This window comes from Paenibacillus sp. JNUCC 35 (assembly GCF_058269095.1).
The window spans coordinates 5,989,896-6,012,275 of sequence record NZ_CM177771.1 but is presented as its reverse complement, the minus strand read 5'-3'; the positions used below and the strand labels follow the sequence as shown (position 1 = coordinate 6,012,275).

The following is a 22,380-nucleotide window of genomic DNA, read 5'->3' as shown; positions in this document are numbered from 1 at the left end:
GCCGTGTCGGCGTAAAATAGCTGCGAATCAACCGGCTCCGCTTAAGCGGGAACCGGAATACGCGTGGGAGGCAAGGACTATGACGCAAGGAATTACGGTTCTCGGACTCGGTTCCGGGGACGAAAACCAGCTCACGCTCGGCGTGCTGCGCCGTTTGCAGCAGGCTCCGAAGCTGATTCTCCGCACCGATCATCACCCGGTTGCCGCCTATCTCCGGGCGGAGGGGATCCGGTTCGAGACCTTTGACGCGATTTACGAAGCGAAGGACCGCTTTGACGACACATATGAAGCGATAGCGGCCTCGCTGCTGGAGTCGGCCCTTTCGCAGGCTGTCGTGTACGCCGTTCCCGGACATCCTATGGTGGCCGAATACACCGTGCAGCTGCTGAGGACGAAATGCCCGGACGCGGGCATTCCGTTGGAGATCGTGGGCGGGGAAAGCTTCCTCGACCAGGCGTTTCTCCGGTTCGGCTTCGATCCTATCGAAGGGATGCAGCTTCTGGATGCGACGGACCTGCGGCCCGGCATGCTGAACCCCCGCTTGCATACGGTTATCGGACAAGTGTACGATACATTTACGGCGTCGGATGTGAAGCTTACGCTGATGGAGCTTTACCCGGACGATTACACCGTCTTTGCGGGTCACTCCCTTGGCGTTGCGGGAGAAGAATCGGTTGTCCGGGTTCCTCTTTACGAGCTCGACCGGATCGAGGGCTACGGCAACCTCTCCCTTGTATGGGTGCCGCGCAGCGATCGCGACGAACTCCGCAACCGTACATTGGAGCGGCTGCATGAAATTGTGGCGATTCTCCGCAGCCCGGAAGGCTGCCCGTGGGATCGCGAACAGACGCATGCCAGCCTCCGCAAAAATCTTATCGAAGAAGCGTACGAGGTACTGGAGACGATCGATGAGGACGACCCCGACCATATGTGCGAGGAGCTCGGTGACCTGCTGCTGCAGGTGATGCTCCATTCCCAGATGGAAGAGGAGACCGGCGCTTTTACCGTCTATGACGTAATCGCGGGTCTCAACGAGAAGCTGATCCGCCGTCATCCGCACGTTTTCGGTACGGAAGGAGCGGAAAATGCGGAAGAGGCTCTTGCCAACTGGCAGCAGATGAAGGACGAGGAGAAGCGCCGCAAAGGGATTGACCCTTCGAAGCAGTCTGCTTTGGCGGGAGTGCCCAAGGATCTGCCGGCTCTGATGAAAGCCCTGAAGCTTCAGAAGAAAGCGGCTGTCGTCGGTTTTGACTGGTCCGAGGTCGGAGAAGTGATCGGCAAAATCACCGAGGAACTCGGTGAAGTGCAGGAAGCAATGGAAAACGGTGCGGCGGCGGAGCGCCTGGACGAACTCGGGGATCTGCTTTTCGCCGTTGTCAATCTGTCACGTTTCCTGAAAATCGATCCGGAAGAGGCGCTGGCTTCGACTAACCGCAAGTTTGTACGCCGTTTCCAGTACATCGAAGAGCGCCTGGAAGCCCGGGGCAAGTCCCTGGCGGAGGCGGATTTGGCAGAGATGGAAGAATTGTGGCAGGAAGCAAAAAAACTTCAATCCACGTAGGTTTTTCAGCAGGATTTCCCAAGCTGAGCAAGAATACTTAGTTTCGGAAGCGGCTTTCCTGTGAGATTCAAAACCAGCTACACATTGTCATTCACTTTAGGAGGTATTCGAATCATGAACAAAACAGATCTGATCAACAACATTTCCACAAAGAGCGGACTCACCAAGAAAGACGTGGAAACCGTCCTTAACTCTTTCCTCGGTGAAATTACGGACGCGCTGTCCACAGGAGATAAAGTTCAGCTGATCGGCTTCGGTACATTCGAAACCCGCAAACGCTCCGGACGTACGGGCCGCAACCCGCAAACCGGTCAAGAAATTTCTATTCCGGAATCGAATGTTCCTGCTTTTAAAGCGGGCAACAAGCTTAAAGAAGCCGTAAAATAATGAGACTCGACAAGTTTTTAAAAGTATCCCGGCTGATCAAACGCCGTACGGTGGCCAAAGACGTCTCTGATCAGGGGCGTGTCTGGATCAACGGGCGGGATGCGAAACCGAGCTCGACGTTGAAAGTAGGCGACGAGCTTACCATTCAATTCGGGCAGAAGAAAGTGACCGTTCGCGTGGAACAGCTGACGGAGTCGACTCGTAAAGAGGATGCGGCTCATATGTACACGCTTCTGCGGGAAGAAGCGAATAACGGATAACCAAGAGGCTGAAAGGCGGCTTATGCCGACTAGGCCTCTTTTTTACGTATTTCCGGGTGTTCTAAAAACGGACATCCCCCCATATCGTAGTGGTAGGAAAAGCTGTAGGGGGGACTCGCCATGATGGAGGCCGGAAAGACCAAACGGCAGGAAGTGAAAATGCTCAACCGCAAGCTGCTGGAGATCTCCGGGGTGAAGAATGTGGAGAGCTTTGACAGTGAGGAATTTTTGCTGGAGACGGACTGCGGGTTTCTGCTCATTAAGGGCCAGAATCTGCATATCAAGAATTTGAGTCTGGAGCAGGGACTGGTGGCGATAGAAGGATACGTCAACGCCTTGTCTTATGTGGACGCAAATTCCCCGGAGAAAAACAAGGGATTTCTGGGTAAGCTGTTCAAGTGACACTGAACGTCCAGTTTTTAACCTTGTGGTTCATGTTCGTCAGCGGGATGGGACTGGGGATGCTCTACGACGCCTTCCGGGTGGTGTTCGTGCAGCTGCGGCTGCCGCGCTGGACTTTCCCGCTTGCGGATGTGGTTTACTGGATTACGGCGACCGTCTGCGTGTTCGGGACGCTCGTGCACAGCAATCAGGGACAAGTCCGATTCTTTGTCTTTGTCGGGTTAATTATCGGCCTGCTGGTTTACATGATGACGCTGAGCCGTACCGTCCGTAAGGTTATTGCGGTCCTGATCCGGGCCGTTAAATGGCTCCTCCGCTTTTTCAGGCGAATGTTTACGCTGCTCTTTATCAAGCCTGTGATCGGGTTATACAAGCTGGTCTGGGTGCTGTTGGGCTTTTTGGCGGCGCTGGCTATGTTCCTGTTCCGAGTTGTGGTACAATTGGTTTACCCTGTGTGGAAATTGCTGCTTTGGCTGACACGTCCCCTGTACAAGCATTTACGGGTACCTGCCCGAGTGCTGCGGTGGGTAAATTTTTTGAAGCAGCTGTTTCAGAAGTGGTTCCGCAAGGGTAAGTAACCGGGTATGGGTCGAACTGTACATGGCCCTGCACGATCAGGAGGCTCAGAGATTAATGCCTGTTCCACCCAAATCAACGCAGACGCAACCTAAATCGAATAGCAAAGGCACGCGCCGCAGATTCCGTATTGCCGCCGTCATTCTGCTCGGTTTTCTGACGTGGGCGGGAGTTACATTCTGGGGACAACATGGCAAGATCAGCGAGAAGCGTGCAGAAATGCAGCAGATCAAACAGGAGTTAACCGATGAACAGAAGCGTAAAGCGGACCTTCAGCAGGAGATTGCCCGTTTGCACGACCCTGAGTATTTGGAGCAAGTCATCCGCAGCGAGTTGAATTATGCCCGCGAAGGAGAAACGCGTTTTTTTATACCGACGTCCAAATCACAAAATCCGTAAAACCGGATTATTTGGGCTTTTCTCCATGTTGACCGTCTATTCAGCAATGGGGTATAATCGGCATAGCCATTCTTTTGAACAATTTAAGGGAGGAACATTGTATTTTATGGCAATAGAAGTGGGCAGCAAATTAGAAGGAAGAGTGACCGGGATCACTCACTTTGGGGCATTTGTCGAGCTTGAACAAGGTGTCACCGGATTGGTGCATATCTCGGAGATTGCCGACAACTACGTGAAGGATGTCAACGACCATCTCAAGCTGGAAGACAAGGTTCTGGTCAAGGTCATCAACGTGGACAAGGACGGGAAAATCGGCTTATCCATCAAGCAGACGATTGAAAAGCCCGCTGAACCTGCTCGCCCTGAAAGACAAGGCAATGGCAAGTTCGACTCCCCTCGTTCCGGAGATCGTGGCGGATTCGGTAACCGTGGAGACCGCGGCGGACGCGGTGGCGGCTTCCGTAACGCACCCGGCAAATTGTCTTTCGAAGACAAGATGAACCGTTTCCTCAAGGACAGTGAAGAGCGCATTTCTTCGCTGAAGAAGCAGGACTCCAAGCGTGGCGGACGTGGCGGACGCCGCGACTAATTGTTCCTCGCTCTACTATTTACACAAATTTACAACCACATTCCGTTTCGGCGGATGTGGTTTTTTTGCGTCGATTAACATGCGGTTATTCGGGGAATCGACACAACCTTACCGCATACGCATCCCATTTACCGGTGACAAGCTCCCGCCGCTTCGGAACGGCTGTTCGGAAGGGAGAAGCCAAGCCCCCATGGGGTAGGCATTCGCGCCGACCTGACAGGCTCCCTTTTTTTGTCGGAAATTTCTTAAACTCTAGTAACTCATTGTGACAAAATCTATGATAGAACCCACCTATAATAAACACCACTAAGAGAAATGGTGGTGTCTGAACATGGAAAAACGAAATGGTGCACTTTCCATCGGTCTGCAATGGGCAGGCGCGGTGCAGCGGACGAAGTCGGCAGCTCAGGGCAGAGTGGCGGAAAACAGACTCATTCAATCGTTTGTAGCCAAGAAATGGTCTATCCTGCTCCTGCTGATGGCCTTTCTGCTGGGGAGAGCCATGATCCTTGAGGAGCTTGCTCCGTTTTCGATAGCTTTTTTTGCGGTCATGTATTTCCAGCGCCGCGATTTGCTTCTATGGACAGGCGTGTTTCTATTTGCCGGAAGTTTACTGGCCGTACAACCTCAGAGCGGGTTTATCCTGACCGAGATGATCGTGTTTCTCCTCATCCAGAAAGGATTGGAGAAATACGAGCGTTCGGATATCTCGCTGGCGCCGGTGCTCGTCTTCATCACAACGCTGCTCGTGCAGATGTTCGCTCACTTGGTCAGCTCGGACCTCTCCTGGTACTCCTTGACGATGACGGGAGTGGAATCGGTGCTGAGTCTGGTGCTTACGCTTATTTTTGTACAAGCGGTTCCCGTCTTCACGCTGACCCGCAAAAATTATCAGCTCAAGCATGAAGAGATCATTTGTCTGATCATTCTGCTGGCGTCCATGATGACCGGCACCGTGGGCTGGACGCTCGGACCGGTTACGGTTGAGCACGTTGTCTCCCGTTACCTGATTCTGTTATTCGCACTGGTGGGCGGAGCGCCGTTCGGAGCCTCGGTCGGTGTGGTGACGGGTCTTATCTTAAGTCTCGCCAATACAAATGCGATTTACCAGATGAGTCTGCTGGCCTTTTCGGGCATGCTGGCGGGCCTGCTGAAGGAAGGCAGACGGATGGCGGTAGCCTTCGGCATGCTGCTCGGCTCGTCGATCCTCTCCATTTATATCGGGACGCAGGGGGAAGTCATGAACTCCACCTGGGAATCCGTTGCGGCGGTAGCGCTTTTCCTGCTCACACCCAAGAGCGTTCTCCAGACGCTGGCCAAATACGTGCCGGGTACCCAGGAGAACCTCAAATCCCAGCAGGATTACGCCAAACGCGTCAGGGATATTACGGCCGGCCGGGTGGAGCAGTTTTCACAGGTGTTTATGCAGTTGGCCCGGAGTTTCAAACAGCTTACAGTCGAGAGCCAGCCGGTACCTAAGGAAGAGGAGATCAGCCATTTCATGGAGGCTGTTTCCTGCCAGACCTGCCAGATGTGCCCGAAACGGGTCCGCTGCTGGGACCAGCGTTTCTACCAAACGTATCAGTTTATGACGAGCATGATGACGGAAATCGAGCTGAATCCGAACTTCTCGCGGAAGCAGATTCCGATAGATTGGAAGCAGGCCTGTACGAAGCCGGATCAGGTGCTGGATGTTATGAAAAACCAGTATGCGAAATATCAGAATGATATGCACTGGAAAAAGCAGATTTCGGACAGCCGTCAGATTGTGGCGGATCAATTAAGCGGTGTGTCCCAGGTCATGGAGGATTTGGCGAAGGAGATCAAGCGGGAGGGCCAGGAGCTCTTTCTGCAGGAGGAACAGATTCGTCAGGCTCTGGAGGATCTCGGGCTTTCCATACACAGCATTGATGTTATTTCGCTGGACGAAGGTAACGTGGAGATCGAGATCATCCACCAATATACAAAAGGCTTCGATGAGTGCCGCAAAATCATAGCGCCTCTGTTAAGTGAAATTCTCGGAGAACATATTGCGGTGAAAAATGAGGAAATGCTCCCGAGGGGTGAAGGTTACAGCACGGTATTGTTCGGCTCGGCCAAAGAATTCGAAGTGGAAACGGGGATCGCGGGAGCAGCCAAAGGCGGAGAACTGCTGTCCGGGGACAGCTTTTCCGTAGCGGAGCTGGGCAACGGCAAATTCGTCGTGGCGCTGAGCGACGGAATGGGCAACGGCGAGAGGGCCAGGGCGGAAAGCTCGGCTGCGCTTACTATTTTGCAGCAGCTTCTTCAATCGGGCATGGACGAGAAAATCGCGATCAAATCGGTTAACTCCGTTCTGCTTCTGCGTTCTTCCGACGAAGTGTATGCGACGGTGGATATGGCCCTGATTGATTTGTACAGCGCAGAGACGACCTTTATGAAAATCGGGTCCACACCGAGCTTTATTAAAAGAGGCAGCGAAGTGATTCCGGTGATGGCTAACAACCTGCCGGTCGGCATTCTGCAGGACATCGAAGTGGACCTGCTGTCGCGATCCCTTCAGCACGGAGACCTGCTGATTATGATGACTGACGGCATTTACGACGCACCCGGGCATGCGGTCAACAAAGAAATCTGGATGAAGCGGGTGATTCAGGAAATCGATACGGACATTCCGCAGGACTTTGCCGATAGACTGCTTGATCGCGTTATGCGCTGCCACCATGGGGAGATTATCGACGACATGACCGTGGTCGCGGCGCGTGTCGAGAAGCATCAGCCGGAATGGGCAACTTTCCGCTGGCCAGGCGTTAACCGGATCGAGCGGCCGAAGGTGGTGAGCTGAGCGCCCCGATAACGATAGAACGGTGACCTGCCAGAATAGAAAGGAGGCCGAATGCTGAAATTCGACAAATGCAGCCGTGCAGCGGAGTATCCTAACGGGTGCCCCGCTGCTTTTTCTTGAAAAGGTCCCGCCACCCGATCGACCGGGCGACCAGCCTCTAATCTTTCCCCCTATGATTAAAATCTCGCAGACTTGGCGAAACTAGTAAGAACATTCATAGGTTGGAGGCGGAAGAGATGAAACAGATCCTACTAATCACCGACGGCTGTTCGAACGTCGGAATCAGCCCGGCGGCCGCTGCGGCGGAAGCCCGCGCGGAAGGCATTACCGTCAACGTGATCGGTGTCGTTGACCAGGGCGAGCTCGGCCTGCTCGGCGCCGAGGAAATCCGCGAGATTGCGAAAGCCGGCGGCGGCATGAGCCGGATCGCAACCCCGCAGCAGCTGTCGCAGACCGTGCAGATGATGACGCGCAAGACCGTGACGCAGACGGTGCAGCAGGCGGTCAGCCGGGAGCTGCAGAGCATACTCGGCAGCGGGGACATGACCGAGCTGCCTCCTGCACAGCGCTCCGAGGTCGTGCGCGTCATAGACGAGCTTGCGGAGAGCGGTTCCCTCCGCGTCGCGCTGCTGGTGGATGCCAGCGCCAGCATGAAGCCGAAGATGGCGGCGGTGCGTGAGGCCATCTCCGATCTGCTGCTGAGTCTCAAGGCGCGGAGCGGAACAAGCGAACTGTCGGTTTTTCATTTTCCGGGACGGCACGACGGTGATCCTGATGTGGAAATGGATTCGGGCTGGACGTCAAATCTTGCAAATCTGGATAAGATGTTCTATAAATTAAACATGAAGGGCACCACCCCTACCGGACCTGCCATGCTGAAAGTGGCGGCGTACGTATCGGGTAAACCTATCTATTCAGACGATGAGGACGGGATGCTGCGTGACTACGTCGTATGAGCCCGCCCTGCCGCTCGGTACGACCCTCAAGGGGATCTGGAACGGCAGAACTTATACGGTTGTGCGCGGGCTGGGTTCGGGAGCGAACGGCCAAGTGCTGCTTGTACGCAGAGGCGAGCGCCGGTATGCGATGAAGATCGGATACGATCCTCTCGACCATCAGTTCGAAGTAAACGCCCTGCAGTCCCTTTCCAAAACGGATACGTCGTTCAGCCGATTTTTGCTGGATGCCGACGATGCGGAATTCGAGGGACGCCGCTTGTCGTTTTTTATCATGCCTTACATACAGGGTCTTTCTTTATCGAAATACATACGGACCTACGGCAAGGACTGGATTTACGTGATCGGATCGAATCTGCTTAAAAAGCTTACGGAACTGCACCGCAGCGGGTTTATCTACGGAGATTTGAAATCCGACAATCTCGTTCTTACGGAGCATGGAAGCGTGGAGCTGATAGATTTCGGCGGCATGACGGCCAAGGGACGTGCGGTTAAGCAGTTTACGGAGATTTTTGACCGCGGCTACTGGTGTGCGGGAGAACGGGTTGCGGAGGAGAGCTACGATTTGTTTTCGTTCGCCGTTCTGATCATCAAAACACTGGATGAACGCGACGCGTTCCGCCCCGCCCTGCAGGAGCTTCCACAGAACCGGAATATCTCCATGCTTGAGGATATCGTCAAAAGCAGCGAGCGGATGAAAGGCTTGGCTCCTTTTTTGCTGAAGGCTCTGAATAACCGGTTTGCTTCTTCCGAAGAAGCGCTTGCCGTATGGAGGGAACAAGCCAAGAAGGCGCGCGGTATCAAAGTCCCGGCCGAACGCAAAGAAGCCCCCGGGATTGTTCTGTTTTTGACGATATCCTTGATTGTTTTGCTGGGAACGATCGTTTACTTTTATCTGGACTGAAAAAAGGTCAAGACTTCCGCCCTTTCGTTACAAGGGCCGATTAGCAGGGTGCTGCAGCAGTTGACGGAAAGCGGGGAAACAATCATGGAAGGGAAGCGGCAGCCCAGAGAGGCTAACCATAGGGAGCCCGGCAGCAAAGGATTGGACCCGGGATTCCGGGTCCGTGCGGCCGTCGAGAGCCGTATCGCCGAAGAGAAGCTGCTGGAACCGGGCGACACCGTCGTTGTAGCCGTGTCGGGAGGACCGGATTCGGTTGCGCTTCTTCATTTGCTGTACGGGCTGTCGGGTTCAAGGAATTGGCGCCTCATCGTAGCGCATGTCAATCACCGGTTCAGAGGGGAAGAGTCCGACCGTGAAGCGGCATTCGTCGCTTCCTTTGCGGAGCATCTAGGATTGCCCTGCGAGTCGGCTTTTATTGATGTGCCCGCTTATATAGAAGAAACAGCCTTGAACTCTCAGGTCGCGGCGCGGCGGAAACGGTATGAGTTCCTTTTTGAGACGGCTCGCAAGTATGGCGCAAGCAAAATCGCGCTTGCCCATCACGCGGACGATCAGGCCGAGACGATTCTGATGCGGATTTTACGGGGCACCGGGCCCGGAGGATTAACGGGAATACCCGAGCGGCGAGCCGAAAAAAAAGTGGAACTCGTCCGGCCTATGCTTCGTATATACAAGAAAGAGGTAATTAGTTATTGTGATTTCCTGGGGCTCGCTTACTGCCGGGACAGCAGCAACGATTCGCGGAAGTATTTCCGGAACCGGATACGGCTGGATGCGATGCCTTATTTGCGCCAATATAACGATCAGCTTCCGGAGTCCTTGAACCGGATGGGTGAAATCATGACGGCCGAGAACGATTATATGGAACACGAAGCTGACCGCGTGTATGCTTCCGTCGTCAAGACCGAGGCGGGTGCAGTGAGCTTGGATCGGGGTGATTTTGTTCACTTGCACGTCGCTTTACAAAGGCGTGTGATTAAACTAATATTAAATTATCTCGCTTTTCAAGAGGAAAACGTCGATTATGCAAGATTAGAGGCGATTCGTACGGCAATTGTGCAGGACGGTCCCTCCAATCTCACATGGCCAATCGACGGACGTATTGCCTTGATTCGCGAGTACGAACGTATCTGTTTTCGATCCGAGACATCAGCCAGGTCGGGGGATGCGGCTTTTTTGCATCAAGTGGACTTGCAGCAGCCGTTTCTGCCTATTCCGGAAGCCGGAATGACCTTTGGTTTTACGGCCGAGGAGCGGGATGGAGTCGGCGGCGCCGATATTCCGGCAACCTGCCCCGACGAGGCTTGGTTTGACCTTGATGCCCTTCGGATGCCGTTGTCGGTGAGAAACCGGCAAGCCGGGGACCGTTTGGACGTGTTTGGTTTAAACGGCACCAAAAAAGTAAAAGATATTCTCATGGATGCCAAAATACCGCCCAGCCGCAGAGACCGGCTTCCGCTGCTTATGGATGCAGAAGGAAGGGTTCTGTGGATACCGGGCGTTCGTCGTTCCCGCCATGCGCTTGTCGGACCGGGAACCGTACGTTGGCTGCACATCCGGATTGAGCCCCCGGTGACTGAGGGAAACGGCCTTGGAGAATGATTTGTCACAGTTTTCATATTATTAAGTAGGGGGAGCATCCTTGTTTAACGACATTCAAGAAGTTTTTTACTCGGAGGAACAAATTCAAGCTAAGGTACAGGAGCTTGGAGCCCAGATATCCAAAGACTTCGAAGGCCGCAATCCGCTTGTGATTTGTGTGCTTAAAGGAGCTTTTATTTTCATGGCGGACCTCGTGAAGCAGGTTACGATTCCGCTTGAGCTTGATTTTATGGCGGTATCCAGCTATGGACAATCGACCAAGTCGTCGGGCGTCGTCAAAATCATTAAAGATTTGGACGTGTCCGTAGAAGGACGTCACGTACTGATCGTCGAAGATATTATCGACAGCGGTTTGACCCTGAGCTACCTCATTGACGTGCTTGAGAGAAGAAATGCCCAGTCCGTGTCTGTGGTTACTCTGTTCAACAAACCTGCCAGACGGTCCGTCGATCTGCAGCCCGATTATGCCGGTTTTGAAATTCCGGATGCGTTTATCGTAGGCTACGGACTTGATTATGCCGAGAAATACCGCAATCTTCCTTACATCGGTGTTCTGAAACCAGAGATTTACTCTTCTTAAGAACACTCGGGTATGTCCCACGGCCGGCTTTGTTGTGATGCTAAGACATGCTGTGGTAAAATATAAAAAGTGTGTCGTTTGAGAGGAGGTAGCGGATGAATCGCTTTATCCGGAATACCGGTTTTTATTTATTGATTTTCCTGGTAACAGTCGGTATTGTGCATTTCATTAGTACGCAGAACGATCAGAAAGAAGCGATTACCTACAACCAGTTCCGGCAGGAATTAACGTCCAAGAACGTCGAGAAGCTTCAAATTAAAGTCGACGGGGGCACGTACCTGATCAACGGGCAATACAAGAATCCTAAGGCGGCGGATAAATCTACATTCGTTACCCGTGGTCCATTTGATTCACGTGTAGTAGAGCTGATCGAAACAGCGGGGGTTCAAGAAGAGTATCTGAAAATGGAAGGCGACAGCGTTTGGATTTCGTTCCTGACGTCCATCATTCCGTTTGTGATCATCTTCGTCCTGTTCTTCTTCTTGATGAACCAGGCTCAGGGCGGCGGCGGCAAAGTCATGAATTTCGGCAAGAGCCGTGCACGCTTATATAATGAAGAGAAAAAGCGCGTCACGTTCGAAGACGTTGCCGGCGCGGATGAAGAGAAACAGGAATTGATCGAAGTCGTCGAATTCCTTAAAGATCCGCGTAAATTCTCTGCAGTAGGAGCCCGCATTCCGAAAGGCGTGCTTCTCAACGGTCCTCCGGGGACCGGTAAAACCTTGCTTGCCCGTGCAGTTGCGGGTGAAGCCGGAGTTCCGTTCTTCTCCATCTCCGGTTCCGACTTCGTGGAAATGTTCGTCGGTGTCGGTGCTTCCCGTGTACGGGATCTCTTCGAGAATGCGAAGAAGAACGCGCCTTGTATTATCTTTATCGACGAGATCGACGCCGTCGGCCGTCAGCGGGGCGCAGGCCTCGGAGGCGGACACGACGAGCGCGAGCAGACGCTTAACCAATTGCTCGTCGAGATGGACGGTTTCGGAGCGAATGAGGGAATCATCATCGTCGCGGCTACCAACCGTCCGGACATTTTGGACCCGGCGCTTCTTCGTCCGGGACGTTTCGACCGTCAGATTACGGTTGACCGTCCGGATGTGAAAGGCCGCGAAGCGGTCCTCAAGGTTCACGCGCGCAACAAGCCGCTGGCCAAAGACGTAAGATTGGACTCCATCGCGCGTTACACCACCGGTTTTACGGGTGCCGACTTGGAGAACCTGCTTAACGAAGCGGCGCTTATCGCAGCGCGCCGCAACCGCAAAGATATCTCGATGGCCGAGATCGAAGAAGCTTTCGACCGTGTTATCGTAGGTACGCAGAAGAAAAGCCGCGTAATCAGCGAGCGCGAGAAGCGTACGGTAGCTTACCATGAATCCGGTCACGCCATCATTGGTTACTATGCCGAGAATGCGGACATGGTTCATAAGGTAACGATCGTTCCGCGCGGCCGCGCAGGCGGTTACGTGATGATGCTTCCTAAAGAAGGCGAAGACCGGATGATGCAGACCAAGAACGAGCTGCTCGACAAGGTCACCGGACTTCTTGGCGGTCGCGTTGCCGAAGAAATCTTCATCGGCGAGATCGCGACAGGAGCATACAGCGACTTCCAGAAAGCGACCGGAATCGTTCGCAAGATGGTCATGGAATTCGGTATGAGCGACAAGCTCGGCCCGATGCAGTTCGGCAGCAGCCAAGGCCAAGTATTCCTGGGCCGCGATATCGGTCATGAGCAGAACTACAGCGATGCGATCGCTTATGAAATCGATCAGGAAATGCAGCTGATCATCCGGGAGTGCTACGACCGGGCGAAGCAGATCCTGAATACTCATAAGGACAAAGTTCACCTTGTCGCTCAAACGCTTCTCGAAAGAGAAACGCTCGATAAGGAACAGATCGTGGAGCTTCTTGAGAAAGGTCACATTTCGGGCAATGAGGATATAAAAGTTACGATCCAGGGACAGGATGACAGCGTTAAGCCGGAACCTGCGCCTGAAATCGAACTGAAGACCGAAACGCCTGAACGGACCAAACTGAATCCGGATAAACCGGATGATGAAGGCAACAACCAGGCATAGCCGATAGAACTGAGCATACAACCGGATGTCCCCGCGGACGTCCGGTTTTTTCATTTTAGCGGCCGGATTTGCGGATTGACACGTCCAAGCATGTTGTGTAAATTTAGTTGTGATACTTGAATTGCCTTTTACAAAGAGTTCACAAGGGTGAGAAGGCGATCGCCATAGCTATTGAACATAGGGCGTGCCGCTTCATATAAGGAGGATGCATTCATGGAGGCATTGGCTCTCGAAAGAAAAGCCGAGCAGAACAGACTGCTGAAAGAGCGAATTTTAGAGCTTAAGAAAGAACGCAATGCCATTATTCTCGCTCATTACTACCAGCGTGACGAGATTCAGGAAGTCGCCGATTTCCGCGGGGATTCATTTCTTCTGGCTCAGAAAGCCGCTGAAACCGATGCAGATGTTATCGTTTTTTGCGGAGTACACTTTATGGGGGAAAGCGCTAAAATTCTCGCTCCTACCAAGACGGTGATTATTCCCGACGAACGGGCCGGCTGCCCAATGGCCGACATGGTGAACGTGGAAGGATTGCGGGCTCTGAAGAAAGAGCATCCCAATGCGAAGGTTGTCGCCTACATCAACACGTCAGCGGAAGTGAAGTCCGAAACGGATATCTGCTGCACATCCGCAAATGCAAGAAAAGTCATCGAATCGATCGATGCCGAGGAGATTATCTGGGTACCGGATAAAAATTTAGGCGACTATGTATCAAAATTCACAAACAAAAAAATGATCATCTGGGAAGGCTACTGCAACACCCACGATATGCTGACCGTCAAAGATGTCGAGGAAATGAAGGCGGCTCATCCCAACGCGCAATTCGTGGTTCACCCGGAATGCCGACCGGAGGTTGTAAAGCTCGGAGATTTTGTAGGCAGCACGACGGCCATCATCAAGTACTGCCGTGAATCCGATTGCCAGGAGTTTATCGTCGGAACGGAAGACGGAACAGGCTATCAGCTTCGTTTAGACAGCCCTAATAAAACCTTTCATTTTGCCACGAAATATCTGGTATGCCCGAATATGAAAGTAAACAACTTGAAAAAAGTCGTCCGGTGTCTGGAAACCATGCAGCCTGAAATCTATGTAGCACCGGAAGTGGCTGAAAAAGCAAAGCTTTCCTTAGAGCGCATGTTACAAGTTAAGTAGCATGCGCTACTCTCTTTGTTGAAGGCACGGGTGAACCGCCATGATACCTAGATACTTAACGGATACGGATTTGACCGCCATTCCGCACTATAAAACCGACGTAATCATTATCGGCGCAGGAATTGCCGGTTTATTCACGGCCCTGCAGGCCAGCGCTTCTCAACGCGTGCTTTTGATTACGAAGAAATCGCTTCTGGACAGCAACACCCGGTATGCCCAAGGTGGAATTGCCGCTGTAATTTCCGATGAAGATTCGCCTGAGTATCATCTACAGGATACGCTTGTCGCTGGCGCGGGCTTGTGTTCGCGAGATGCTGTGGACGTACTGGTTCATGAAGGACCGCAGGGCGTACAGGACCTGATCGGGATGGGGACGCAGTTTGATTTGGAAAACGGGGAAATCGCCTTGACCAAAGAAGGTGCTCACAGCCAGCGGAGAATTCTCCATGCGAATGGGGATGCGACCGGCGCTGAGATTGTGAGGGCGCTTTCCGAAAATACCAAGAATAACCCGTCCATTGAAATTTGGGATGATCATATTGTAATTGATCTGATTACGGTTGATGGGGAATGCTGCGGTGCCCTGGTTCAAAAGCCCGATGGACAGCGTGTATATGTCCAGGGCAACGCGACCGTGCTTTGTACAGGCGGTGCGGGTCAGTTGTTCCGCTACACAACTAACCCGGACGTTGCGACCGGAGACGGGGTGGCGATCGCTTACCGTGCCGGAGCTGACATACGTGATATGGAATTTATCCAGTTTCATCCGACCGTGCTTGTTTACCCGGGAGCGCCGCGTTTTCTAATTTCGGAGGCAGTCCGCGGTGAGGGCGCTTATTTGCGCAACATCAAAGGGGAGCGATTTATGGAGAAATACCATCCCCAGCTCGAGCTTGCCCCCCGAGATGTAGTAGCCCGGGCGATCGTCAGCGAAATCGAGGAGACGGGTTCCAGTTTCATCTACCTGGATATAACCCATGAGCCGGAACAGATGATCCGGCACCGGTTCCCTACCATCTATGAAACTTGTCTGTCATTCGGTCTGGACTTGACAAGCGACTGGATTCCCGTCGCCCCTGCCGCCCATTATATGATGGGAGGGGTAAAGACCGATCTGCATGGGGAAACCAACATAAAGAGGTTGTTCGCCTGCGGGGAAGTATCCTCTACGGGTGTACACGGAGCTAACCGGCTGGCGAGCAATTCGTTATCCGAAGCGATTGTTTTCGGACGCCGGATTATAGATCGTATCCGGTCACTTGCTCCGCTTCTGAACCAGGTGCCCCGGACAGGTGAGGAAACCGCTGCCCGTACGGAGCTGCCGAAACAGGCAATGGTAGAGAAAAAATTGAAGCTGCAGAAGGTCATGGTTCGTTATGCGGGAGTCCGCCGAGATGCGGCCGGGCTTCAGCGGGGACTCGACGAACTTAAACGGCATCTGCCGTCCTTCGACTCATGCCTTACCCGCAGGGAAGATTACGAATTCGCTAATTTGCTGACCTGCGCGCTGCTGACAGCCGAAGCCGCGCTGCGCCGTGAAGAAAGCCGCGGCGGGCATTACCGGGAAGATTTTCCGCAGCGCAAAGACGAGCAGTGGCTTAAACATACCGTATTAAACCGTGAATGTGGTCTGACGGAGGAGTGGATACTTAATGATGGAATTAAACTTTAAACAAATACGGCAGAACATCAAGTTGTGGCTTGACGAGGATATCGGAACCGGTGATGTGACCACGATGTACACCATCCCCGCGGACCAGCAGAGCAAAGGGATCATTCATCTGAAAGAATCCGGAATTGTGGCGGGCCTGCGCGTAGCGCAGGAAGTATTCGCGGAAGTGGACGAGAACCTGGTGTTTTCGCCGCAGGTAAAGGAAGGGGAGTTTGTTTCCAAGGGGACGGTGATAGCCATCGTGACGGGAAACACTCGGAGTATCCTGAAGGGAGAACGGCTTGCTCTCAATCTTCTTCAACGGATGTCCGGTATCGCCACGCGTACGCGTCAATATGTGAACGCGCTGGAGGGTCTTCCTACCCGGCTCGTCGATACACGGAAAACGACACCGGGGCACCGGATGCTTGAGAAATACGCCGTACGAGTCGGCGGCGGGTTCAATCACCGCTACGGCCTGTACGATGCCGTCATGATCAAAGATAATCACATCAAAGGCGCAGGCAGCATTACGGCGGCAGTCCGTGCGGCTCGTTCGAGAATCCCTCATACGATGAAAATTGAAGTCGAGGTGGAGAACTTCGAACAGTTGGACGAAGCCATTGCGGTTGGCGCGGATATTATTATGCTGGACAATATGAAAGCGGCCGATATGGCCAAAGCCGTTTCCATCGTAAAAAGCCAGGCTCCGCATGTATTGGTGGAGGGCTCCGGTTCCGTTACGCTGGAAACGATCAAATCGCTGGCGGAAACAGGGGTACATGTGATTTCCGTCGGAAGACTGACCTACTCCGTGTCTGCGCTTGATATCAGTCTGGATCTTAACGAGCAGAAAGGAGTTTCCTTGTGATTTTAGTCGTTGACGTTGGCAACACCAATATAGTCCTGGGCATTTATCAGGGCACCGAACTGCTTCATCACTGGCGGCTCGGCACGAATCGCTCTGCGACCGTGGACGAGTACGGGATGATGTTTCATAACCTCTTTCAATATGCCGGCATTGATATCCAGCAGATCGAAGGGGTCATTATTTCATCTGTCGTACCGCCTCTGATGTTTGCGCTGGAACACCTTTGTTTAAAATATGTGAAGAGAACGCCGCTTATCGTCGGGCCCGGCATCAAGACGGGGCTCAACATCCGGGTCGATAATCCGAAGGAAGTGGGGGCGGACCGGATCGTCAATGCCGTGGCTGCGCTCGAGCTGTATGGCTCTCCTTGCATCATTGTTGATTTCGGTACGGCGACCACGTACGATTATATAGACAAGGCCGGGCAGCTTATCGGCTGTGCGATTGCGCCCGGCATTGGGATTTCAACCGAGGCTCTGTATCAGCGGGCGGCCAAACTGCCGCGTATCGAACTGATCAAGCCCAAGAGTGTTGTCGGACGTAATACGATATCGGCCATGCAGGCCGGAATCATTTTCGGCTATGTCGGCCAGGTAGACGGAATCGTGGACCGGGTCAAACAGGAATTCGGCATTGCTCCTAAGGTTATCGCGACCGGAGGACAGGCCGAGCTGATCGCAAGCGAATCCCGTACGATCGATGTCGTCGATCCGATGCTGACGCTGGAAGGCCTGCGCTTTATTTATGCCAAAAATGCGAAGCAGGAATAGCTTACAAGAAACGGGGTAACGTGATGAGTGATTATTTAATCCGCGGAACTGCGCTGGAAGGAAGAGTCCGGGCGTTTGCCGTCCTGACGACCTCCATTACGGAAGAACTCCGCCAACGGCACCATACAACGCCGACAGCCACGGCCGCCCTGGGAAGAACGGCCGCAGCCGGTCTTATGATGGGCGCTATGCTGAAGGGCGAAGAAAAGCTGACCCTGCAGGTTAAGGGCGGCGGACCTATCGGTTCTATCGTCGTTGACGCCAATTCCAAGGGCGAGGTACGCGGATATGTAGACGATCCGAATGTAGATCTGCCATTGAACGCCAAGGGCAAACTGGATGTGGCGGGCGCGGTCGGAACGGACGGATTTTTATATGTAACGAAAGATCTCGGGCTTAAAGAAAATTACCGCGGCAGCATTCCGATCGTCTCCGGTGAACTGGCCGAAGATTTTACCTACTATTTCGCCAAGTCCGAACAGACGCCTTCGGCTGTTGCCCTTGGTGTACTTGTGGACGTCGACCGGACGGTCAAAGTCTCCGGAGGGTTCATTATTCAGCTTCTGCCGGGGCTGACGGACGATGAAATCACTGAAATCGAAAAGACGCTGGCACAGATTCCGCCGATCACTACCCTGCTGGATCGCGGCGCATCGCTTGAAGAAGTGCTGAAAGAAGTGCTGCCTTCCGTAGAAATTATGGAACGGTCTGCCGTATCTTTTCAATGCAAATGTTCCCGGGAAAGAGTGGAGCAAACCATCATCAGCTTGGGCCGTGATGAACTTCAATCTTTAATCGACGAAGACGGACGGGCGGAAGTCGTCTGCCATTTCTGTAACGAAGCTTACCAATTTGAACGCGAAGAGCTGCAAACTATGTTGGATTCCATCAACAAGTAACAAATCGAGGGAGAGAGCATGCACAATGTAAAAGTGTTGTGGGGAGCTATCCTCGCTTTGTCGATAGGAGTCATTGTCCTCTTGTCACTACAATTGTCGGAAACGGGACTAGGGAAGAAGTCGGCGGCAGGCGGACGTTCCGGGGAAACTCCTGCCGACGGTCACATCGTGGCCCGGATCACGGGCCGTGAATTTACACAAGGCGAATTGACGGAGAAGTTGACCAAACACTACGGTGCCGAAATGCTCAATCAAATGCTGGACCGCGAGACCCTCCGGCTGGAAGGCAAGGAGCAAGGAGTGGACGTCGGCGAAGCGGAAATCGGCCATGAGCTGAAACGGATGCAGCAGGGCTACGAAAACGAACAAAACTTTTACGATTCGATGAAAGAACAGCTCGGAATGAGCAAAGAGGATGTCAGAGAAGACGTGCTCTATAAACTTTTGCTCGAAAAGCTTGCGACGCATGACGTCGAGATAGCAGACGACCGGATTACCAAGTACATACAGGGGCATCCTGAAGAATTCAAGGAGACCGCTCAAATTCACCTTCACAAAATGGTCGTGTCCACTCTGGATCAGGCTAAAAAGGCGACGGCCGCCTACCAGGGCGGGGAGAGTTTCGCGACTTTGGCGAGGGACCGTTCTTTGGACGATTCCGGGAGCCAGGGAGGAGATCTGGGCTGGATGGAGGAGGACGATCCGTTCCAGCCGGCGGAGATCATGAAGGCGGCCCGTAAATTAGGGGTCGGCCAATTGAGCGCGCCAATCAAGACCGCGGGAGGATATGCCCTTATTTTAATCACGGAGAAAAAAATGAATACCGGTCTCGACGAAGCGGCTATCCGGGAGAGTGTGCGGAAACAGCTCGCCCTGCAGGAAGCTCCTCCTCTTAACGAGTATTTGCTGTCCCTCCGCCAAAAGTGGAAAGCGACCATTGCCGACCCGGGATTAAACCCGAATTCTTAGAGAATTGTAAGGTGTTGACAAGGGTCTTAGGCACTGATAATATAGGATTATAATACCAACCTAATAACTCGGATATAAATCCTTTTTTTCAAACCTGGGAGGGTGACACGAATGGCTAAATTGGTGGAAAGCATTACACAGTTAATCGGGAATACTCCGCTTGTAAAATTAAACCGGGTCGTTCCGGAAGATAGCGCGGAAATTTACGTAAAGCTTGAGTTCCAGAACCCGGGAGCAAGTGTAAAAGACCGGATTGCCATCAGCATGATCGAAACCGCTGAACAGGAAGGCAAGCTGAAGCCGGGCGACACGATCGTAGAGCCGACGAGCGGCAACACGGGAATCGGTCTGGCCATGGTAGCGGCAGCGAAAGGATACCGTGCCATTCTGGTTATGCCGGAAACGATGAGCATGGAGCGCCGCAATCTGCTGCGCGCTTACGGTGCCGAGCTTGTTCTGACACCGGGAGCCGAAGGCATGAAGGGCGCTATCCGCAAAGCGGAAGAGCTTCAAGCGGAGAACCCTGGCTATTTTATTCCTCAGCAGTTTAAAAACCAGGCTAACGTCAAAATCCACCGTGAAACGACAGGTCCGGAAATTGTCGAAGCCATCAAAGGCCATGACGGCAAGCTGGATGCTTTTATCGCCGGAATCGGAACAGGCGGAACGATCACCGGTACGGGCGAGGTGCTGCGCGAGAACTTCCCGGGCATCAAAATCGTAGCGGTAGAGCCAAGCGCTTCGCCGGTTCTGTCGGGAGGCAAGCCGGGCCCGCATAAGATCCAGGGGATCGGCGCCGGCTTTGTACCGGACATTTTGAACACGGAAATCTACGATCAGATCATCCCGGTCGACAACGAGGACGCTTTCGAAACTTCGCGCCGCGTTGCCCGTCAAGAAGGGATTCTGGGCGGTATTTCTTCCGGTGCGGCGATCTTCGCTGCCCTTAAAGTCGCCAAAGAACTCGGACCCGGCAAACGTGTTATTGCCGTCATTCCAAGCAACGGTGAGCGTTACTTGAGCACTCCGCTTTATCAATTCGACGAATAGAACCGGATAAGAACCGTAACTCTCCGAAAGTCTTCAGCAGTTCAGTGCTGGAGGCTTTTTATTTTGAGTCAATTCAAGTATACTAAGTGACAAATCGGGTGCAAACCGAACCGTCGGGTCTGTTTTTACACGATGCTTTAAACCTGTAAGTGGTCTTCGAACAGGAAGATCGTGGCGTGTAGCATACGGAATTTGCAGAAAAAACACAATTCGTACCGTTTCGATTGAACGCTAACCTATCTTACCTTACTGCATGAGTATAGAGCAGAATGAGGAGCTGGCTGCATGTCTGCGACAACAATAACGTTAACCACCTTGGCTGACTGGACGGAATGGGCGCAAGCAGGCGCCTACACCTCCGTTCCTTATATAACAAGCATCCCATGGACGGAAGAAATCAGCACCTGGGAGCATGCATGGCGAGCGGCGGGCACGCACGCATTCGTACTGGAGAGCGGCAGAGGAGGCCGGTATACCTTCCTCGGGCTGCACCCGGTTGCGGCCATATGCGGCAGTGCGGCATCGGCTGAAGCCGCGGAACGGGACGGGGCCGTCCCGAACGGCTGGCGTTCCGTTCCTATGCAAGGCGCTCCGCTGAATACCGTCAAGAGGTGGATGGCTCCCTGGCGCTCCCCGGATGTAGCGGGGGCCCCCAAATTCACAGGCGGCTGCGTAGGATTCTGGAGCTACGATGTCGTGCGGAGCATGGAGAAGCTTCCGAAGCTGGCGGAAGACGACCTTCCGCTGCCGGAATACAGCTTCGCCCGCTACGACGAGGTCTGGGTCTTCGACCGCGAGGAAGGCCGGCTTTACGCGGCCGTGCATACCCCGCTGCCGGCGGAGCCCTCCGCCTCCGACCTCTCCCGGCTCTACCAGGCCGCCGTTCAGCGTTCGGAGAGCATGCTCCGGCTCTGGCGCGGGCTGGCCGGGGACGCCGAGGCCGGCGCAAAGCGGCTCCAGCGCGAAGCGGAGTGGCAGGCGCTTGTAAGCGCCGGCGAAGACACCACGCTGGAGGCGGAAGCGGCGGAAGGCGCCAGCCGGGCCTTTCCGCGGGAATCTTTCATCCGCGCCGTCGAGCGGATTCAGGCTTACATCGGGCAGGGGGATGTTTTCCAGGTTAATTTGTCGGTCCGCCAAAGCAGACCGCTTCAAACATCGCCCGAGCAGATCTACGAAGCGCTGCGCATCGTGAACCCGTCGCCCTATATGGGGCTGATGAGGTTCCCCGGCTTCGCGCTTGTGTCGGGTTCGCCCGAGCTGCTGGTCCAGCTCGAGGGCAGGCACCTGCGCACCCGGCCCATCGCGGGCACGCGTCCGAGAGGCCGCACGCCGGAAGAGGACGCCCGGCTTGCGGACGAGCTTCTCTCCAACGAGAAGGAGCGTGCGGAGCACGTGATGCTCGTGGATCTGGAGCGCAACGACCTTGGGCGGATCGCCCGGTACGGCTCCGTCAAGGTCGATGAGTTTTTCGTGATCGAGCGCTACTCTCACGTGATGCACCTCGTCTCGGAGGTAACCGGCGAGCTGCGGGAAGGCCTGGACGCGTTTGACGTCATCGCGGCCGCATTCCCGGGAGGAACGATAACCGGGGCGCCGAAAATCCGGACAATGGAGATCATTGAAGAATTGGAGCCGGTCCGGCGCGGCCCGTATACAGGATCGATGGGATGGATTGACTACAACGGCAATATGGAATTTAATATACTTATACGAACGCTCGTAGCGGCCGGAGGCAGCGGTTATATTCAGGCGGGTGCGGGAATAGTGATCGATTCCGTGCCGGACCGTGAATACGAAGAGGCCCTGAACAAAGCGAGAGCGTTATGGAAAGCGATCCAGTTTAGCGAGCACAGCATGAGCCGAGCAGGGACAGAAGTCCTGTAGAAGAGTAGAGGAGGAAGACAAG

At 53.8% G+C, this 22,380-nt stretch carries 21 protein-coding genes; all 21 read left to right on the top strand.

Annotation, left to right across the window (positions count from 1 at the left end):
• Window positions 1-79 precede the first annotated feature (79 nt).
• Entirely contained in the window at window positions 80-1,561 is a 1,482-nt protein-coding gene (yabN, locus tag AC2TF6_RS27250; protein WP_491309309.1) for a bifunctional methyltransferase/pyrophosphohydrolase YabN, read from the top strand.
• A 114-nt stretch (window positions 1,562-1,675) separates the two neighbouring features.
• On the top strand, window positions 1,676-1,948 hold the full coding sequence (locus tag AC2TF6_RS27245) for an HU family DNA-binding protein (RefSeq protein WP_009671911.1): 273 nt from the start codon (window positions 1,676-1,678) through the stop codon (window positions 1,946-1,948).
• Window positions 1,948-2,208, top strand: coding sequence for an RNA-binding S4 domain-containing protein (locus AC2TF6_RS27240; RefSeq protein WP_009671920.1), 261 nt, complete (start codon window positions 1,948-1,950; stop codon window positions 2,206-2,208). Before AC2TF6_RS27245 ends, AC2TF6_RS27240 begins: the two co-directional genes overlap by 1 nt.
• A 120-nt stretch (window positions 2,209-2,328) precedes the next feature.
• Complete coding sequence (yabP, locus tag AC2TF6_RS27235) at window positions 2,329-2,610, top strand: sporulation protein YabP (protein ID WP_009671862.1); 282 nt, start codon at window positions 2,329-2,331, stop codon at window positions 2,608-2,610.
• Window positions 2,607-3,188: a spore cortex biosynthesis protein YabQ gene (gene yabQ, locus AC2TF6_RS27230; RefSeq protein WP_491309308.1), complete on the top strand. Its 582-nt coding sequence runs from the start codon at window positions 2,607-2,609 to the stop codon at window positions 3,186-3,188. The genes yabP and yabQ overlap by 4 nt, the downstream gene beginning before the upstream one ends.
• 55 nt (window positions 3,189-3,243) lie before the next feature.
• The gene (locus AC2TF6_RS27225; protein WP_009671876.1) at window positions 3,244-3,585 is read left to right on the top strand and encodes an FtsB family cell division protein; all 342 of its coding nucleotides are present in this window, start codon (window positions 3,244-3,246) and stop codon (window positions 3,583-3,585) included.
• Window positions 3,586-3,691: 106 nt separating this feature from the next.
• Window positions 3,692-4,174, top strand: a complete 483-nt coding sequence (locus AC2TF6_RS27220) for a S1 domain-containing RNA-binding protein (RefSeq protein ID WP_016424266.1) — start codon at window positions 3,692-3,694, stop codon at window positions 4,172-4,174.
• 331 nt (window positions 4,175-4,505) lie between these two features.
• Window positions 4,506-6,998, top strand: coding sequence for a stage II sporulation protein E (gene spoIIE / locus AC2TF6_RS27215; RefSeq protein WP_218231775.1), 2,493 nt, complete (start codon window positions 4,506-4,508; stop codon window positions 6,996-6,998).
• Window positions 6,999-7,234: 236 nt separating this feature from the next.
• Complete coding sequence (locus tag AC2TF6_RS27210) at window positions 7,235-7,954, top strand: vWA domain-containing protein (protein WP_009671875.1); 720 nt, start codon at window positions 7,235-7,237, stop codon at window positions 7,952-7,954.
• Window positions 7,938-8,858 (top strand): protein kinase domain-containing protein, encoded by a 921-nt coding sequence (locus tag AC2TF6_RS27205; protein WP_009671868.1) that lies wholly within the window; start codon window positions 7,938-7,940, stop codon window positions 8,856-8,858. Before AC2TF6_RS27210 ends, AC2TF6_RS27205 begins: the two co-directional genes overlap by 17 nt.
• An 84-nt stretch (window positions 8,859-8,942) precedes the next feature.
• Window positions 8,943-10,460 (top strand): tRNA lysidine(34) synthetase TilS, encoded by a 1,518-nt coding sequence (gene tilS / locus AC2TF6_RS27200; RefSeq protein WP_491309307.1) that lies wholly within the window; start codon window positions 8,943-8,945, stop codon window positions 10,458-10,460.
• 40 nt (window positions 10,461-10,500) lie between these two features.
• Complete coding sequence (gene hpt / locus AC2TF6_RS27195; protein ID WP_009671909.1) at window positions 10,501-11,040, top strand: hypoxanthine phosphoribosyltransferase; 540 nt, start codon at window positions 10,501-10,503, stop codon at window positions 11,038-11,040.
• A 95-nt stretch (window positions 11,041-11,135) separates the two neighbouring features.
• A complete protein-coding gene (ftsH, locus tag AC2TF6_RS27190; protein ID WP_491309306.1) occupies window positions 11,136-13,112 on the top strand; it encodes an ATP-dependent zinc metalloprotease FtsH in 1,977 nt (658 codons plus the stop codon).
• Window positions 13,113-13,325: 213 nt separating this feature from the next.
• The gene (gene nadA / locus AC2TF6_RS27185; RefSeq protein WP_009671902.1) at window positions 13,326-14,264 is read left to right on the top strand and encodes a quinolinate synthase NadA; all 939 of its coding nucleotides are present in this window, start codon (window positions 13,326-13,328) and stop codon (window positions 14,262-14,264) included.
• A 40-nt stretch (window positions 14,265-14,304) separates the two neighbouring features.
• Window positions 14,305-15,936: an L-aspartate oxidase gene (gene nadB, locus AC2TF6_RS27180; RefSeq protein WP_491309305.1), complete on the top strand. Its 1,632-nt coding sequence runs from the start codon at window positions 14,305-14,307 to the stop codon at window positions 15,934-15,936.
• Window positions 15,917-16,786: a carboxylating nicotinate-nucleotide diphosphorylase gene (nadC, locus tag AC2TF6_RS27175; protein WP_009671861.1), complete on the top strand. Its 870-nt coding sequence runs from the start codon at window positions 15,917-15,919 to the stop codon at window positions 16,784-16,786. The genes nadB and nadC overlap by 20 nt, the downstream gene beginning before the upstream one ends.
• Complete coding sequence (locus AC2TF6_RS27170; RefSeq protein WP_317956950.1) at window positions 16,783-17,556, top strand: type III pantothenate kinase; 774 nt, start codon at window positions 16,783-16,785, stop codon at window positions 17,554-17,556. The genes nadC and AC2TF6_RS27170 overlap by 4 nt, the downstream gene beginning before the upstream one ends.
• Window positions 17,557-17,579: 23 nt before the next feature.
• Window positions 17,580-18,455: an Hsp33 family molecular chaperone HslO gene (hslO, locus tag AC2TF6_RS27165; RefSeq protein ID WP_009671895.1), complete on the top strand. Its 876-nt coding sequence runs from the start codon at window positions 17,580-17,582 to the stop codon at window positions 18,453-18,455.
• A gap of 18 nt (window positions 18,456-18,473) precedes the next feature.
• Window positions 18,474-19,424 carry a peptidylprolyl isomerase gene (locus tag AC2TF6_RS27160; RefSeq protein ID WP_491309304.1) on the top strand — a complete coding sequence of 317 codons (951 nt, stop codon included), beginning with the start codon at window positions 18,474-18,476 and terminating at the stop codon, window positions 19,422-19,424.
• Window positions 19,425-19,535: 111 nt separating this feature from the next.
• The gene (cysK, locus tag AC2TF6_RS27155; RefSeq protein WP_218231769.1) at window positions 19,536-20,474 is read left to right on the top strand and encodes a cysteine synthase A; all 939 of its coding nucleotides are present in this window, start codon (window positions 19,536-19,538) and stop codon (window positions 20,472-20,474) included.
• 285 nt (window positions 20,475-20,759) lie between these two features.
• Window positions 20,760-22,358, top strand: a complete 1,599-nt coding sequence (locus AC2TF6_RS27150) for an anthranilate synthase component I family protein (RefSeq protein ID WP_491309303.1) — start codon at window positions 20,760-20,762, stop codon at window positions 22,356-22,358.
• Window positions 22,359-22,380 lie beyond the last annotated feature (22 nt).

What these genes read in the sequence shown, in the direction of transcription:
- ftsH (WP_491309306.1), top strand. Translation starts at nt 11,136, where the DNA reads ATGAATCGCTTTATCCGGAATACCGGTTTTTATTTATTGATTTTCCTG.
- AC2TF6_RS27240 (WP_009671920.1), top strand. Translation starts at nt 1,948, where the DNA reads ATGAGACTCGACAAGTTTTTAAAAGTATCCCGGCTGATCAAACGCCGT.
- AC2TF6_RS27150 (WP_491309303.1), top strand. Translation starts at nt 20,760, where the DNA reads ATGTCTGCGACAACAATAACGTTAACCACCTTGGCTGACTGGACGGAA.
- nadB (WP_491309305.1), top strand. Translation starts at nt 14,305, where the DNA reads ATGATACCTAGATACTTAACGGATACGGATTTGACCGCCATTCCGCAC.
- AC2TF6_RS27245 (WP_009671911.1), top strand. Translation starts at nt 1,676, where the DNA reads ATGAACAAAACAGATCTGATCAACAACATTTCCACAAAGAGCGGACTC.
- AC2TF6_RS27225 (WP_009671876.1), top strand. Translation starts at nt 3,244, where the DNA reads ATGCCTGTTCCACCCAAATCAACGCAGACGCAACCTAAATCGAATAGC.
- hslO (WP_009671895.1), top strand. Translation starts at nt 17,580, where the DNA reads ATGAGTGATTATTTAATCCGCGGAACTGCGCTGGAAGGAAGAGTCCGG.
- yabP (WP_009671862.1), top strand. Translation starts at nt 2,329, where the DNA reads ATGATGGAGGCCGGAAAGACCAAACGGCAGGAAGTGAAAATGCTCAAC.
- nadA (WP_009671902.1), top strand. Translation starts at nt 13,326, where the DNA reads ATGGAGGCATTGGCTCTCGAAAGAAAAGCCGAGCAGAACAGACTGCTG.
- spoIIE (WP_218231775.1), top strand. Translation starts at nt 4,506, where the DNA reads ATGGAAAAACGAAATGGTGCACTTTCCATCGGTCTGCAATGGGCAGGC.
- AC2TF6_RS27220 (WP_016424266.1), top strand. Translation starts at nt 3,692, where the DNA reads ATGGCAATAGAAGTGGGCAGCAAATTAGAAGGAAGAGTGACCGGGATC.
- AC2TF6_RS27210 (WP_009671875.1), top strand. Translation starts at nt 7,235, where the DNA reads ATGAAACAGATCCTACTAATCACCGACGGCTGTTCGAACGTCGGAATC.
- nadC (WP_009671861.1), top strand. Translation starts at nt 15,917, where the DNA reads ATGATGGAATTAAACTTTAAACAAATACGGCAGAACATCAAGTTGTGG.
- yabN (WP_491309309.1), top strand. Translation starts at nt 80, where the DNA reads ATGACGCAAGGAATTACGGTTCTCGGACTCGGTTCCGGGGACGAAAAC.
- cysK (WP_218231769.1), top strand. Translation starts at nt 19,536, where the DNA reads ATGGCTAAATTGGTGGAAAGCATTACACAGTTAATCGGGAATACTCCG.
- tilS (WP_491309307.1), top strand. Translation starts at nt 8,943, where the DNA reads ATGGAAGGGAAGCGGCAGCCCAGAGAGGCTAACCATAGGGAGCCCGGC.
- AC2TF6_RS27160 (WP_491309304.1), top strand. Translation starts at nt 18,474, where the DNA reads ATGCACAATGTAAAAGTGTTGTGGGGAGCTATCCTCGCTTTGTCGATA.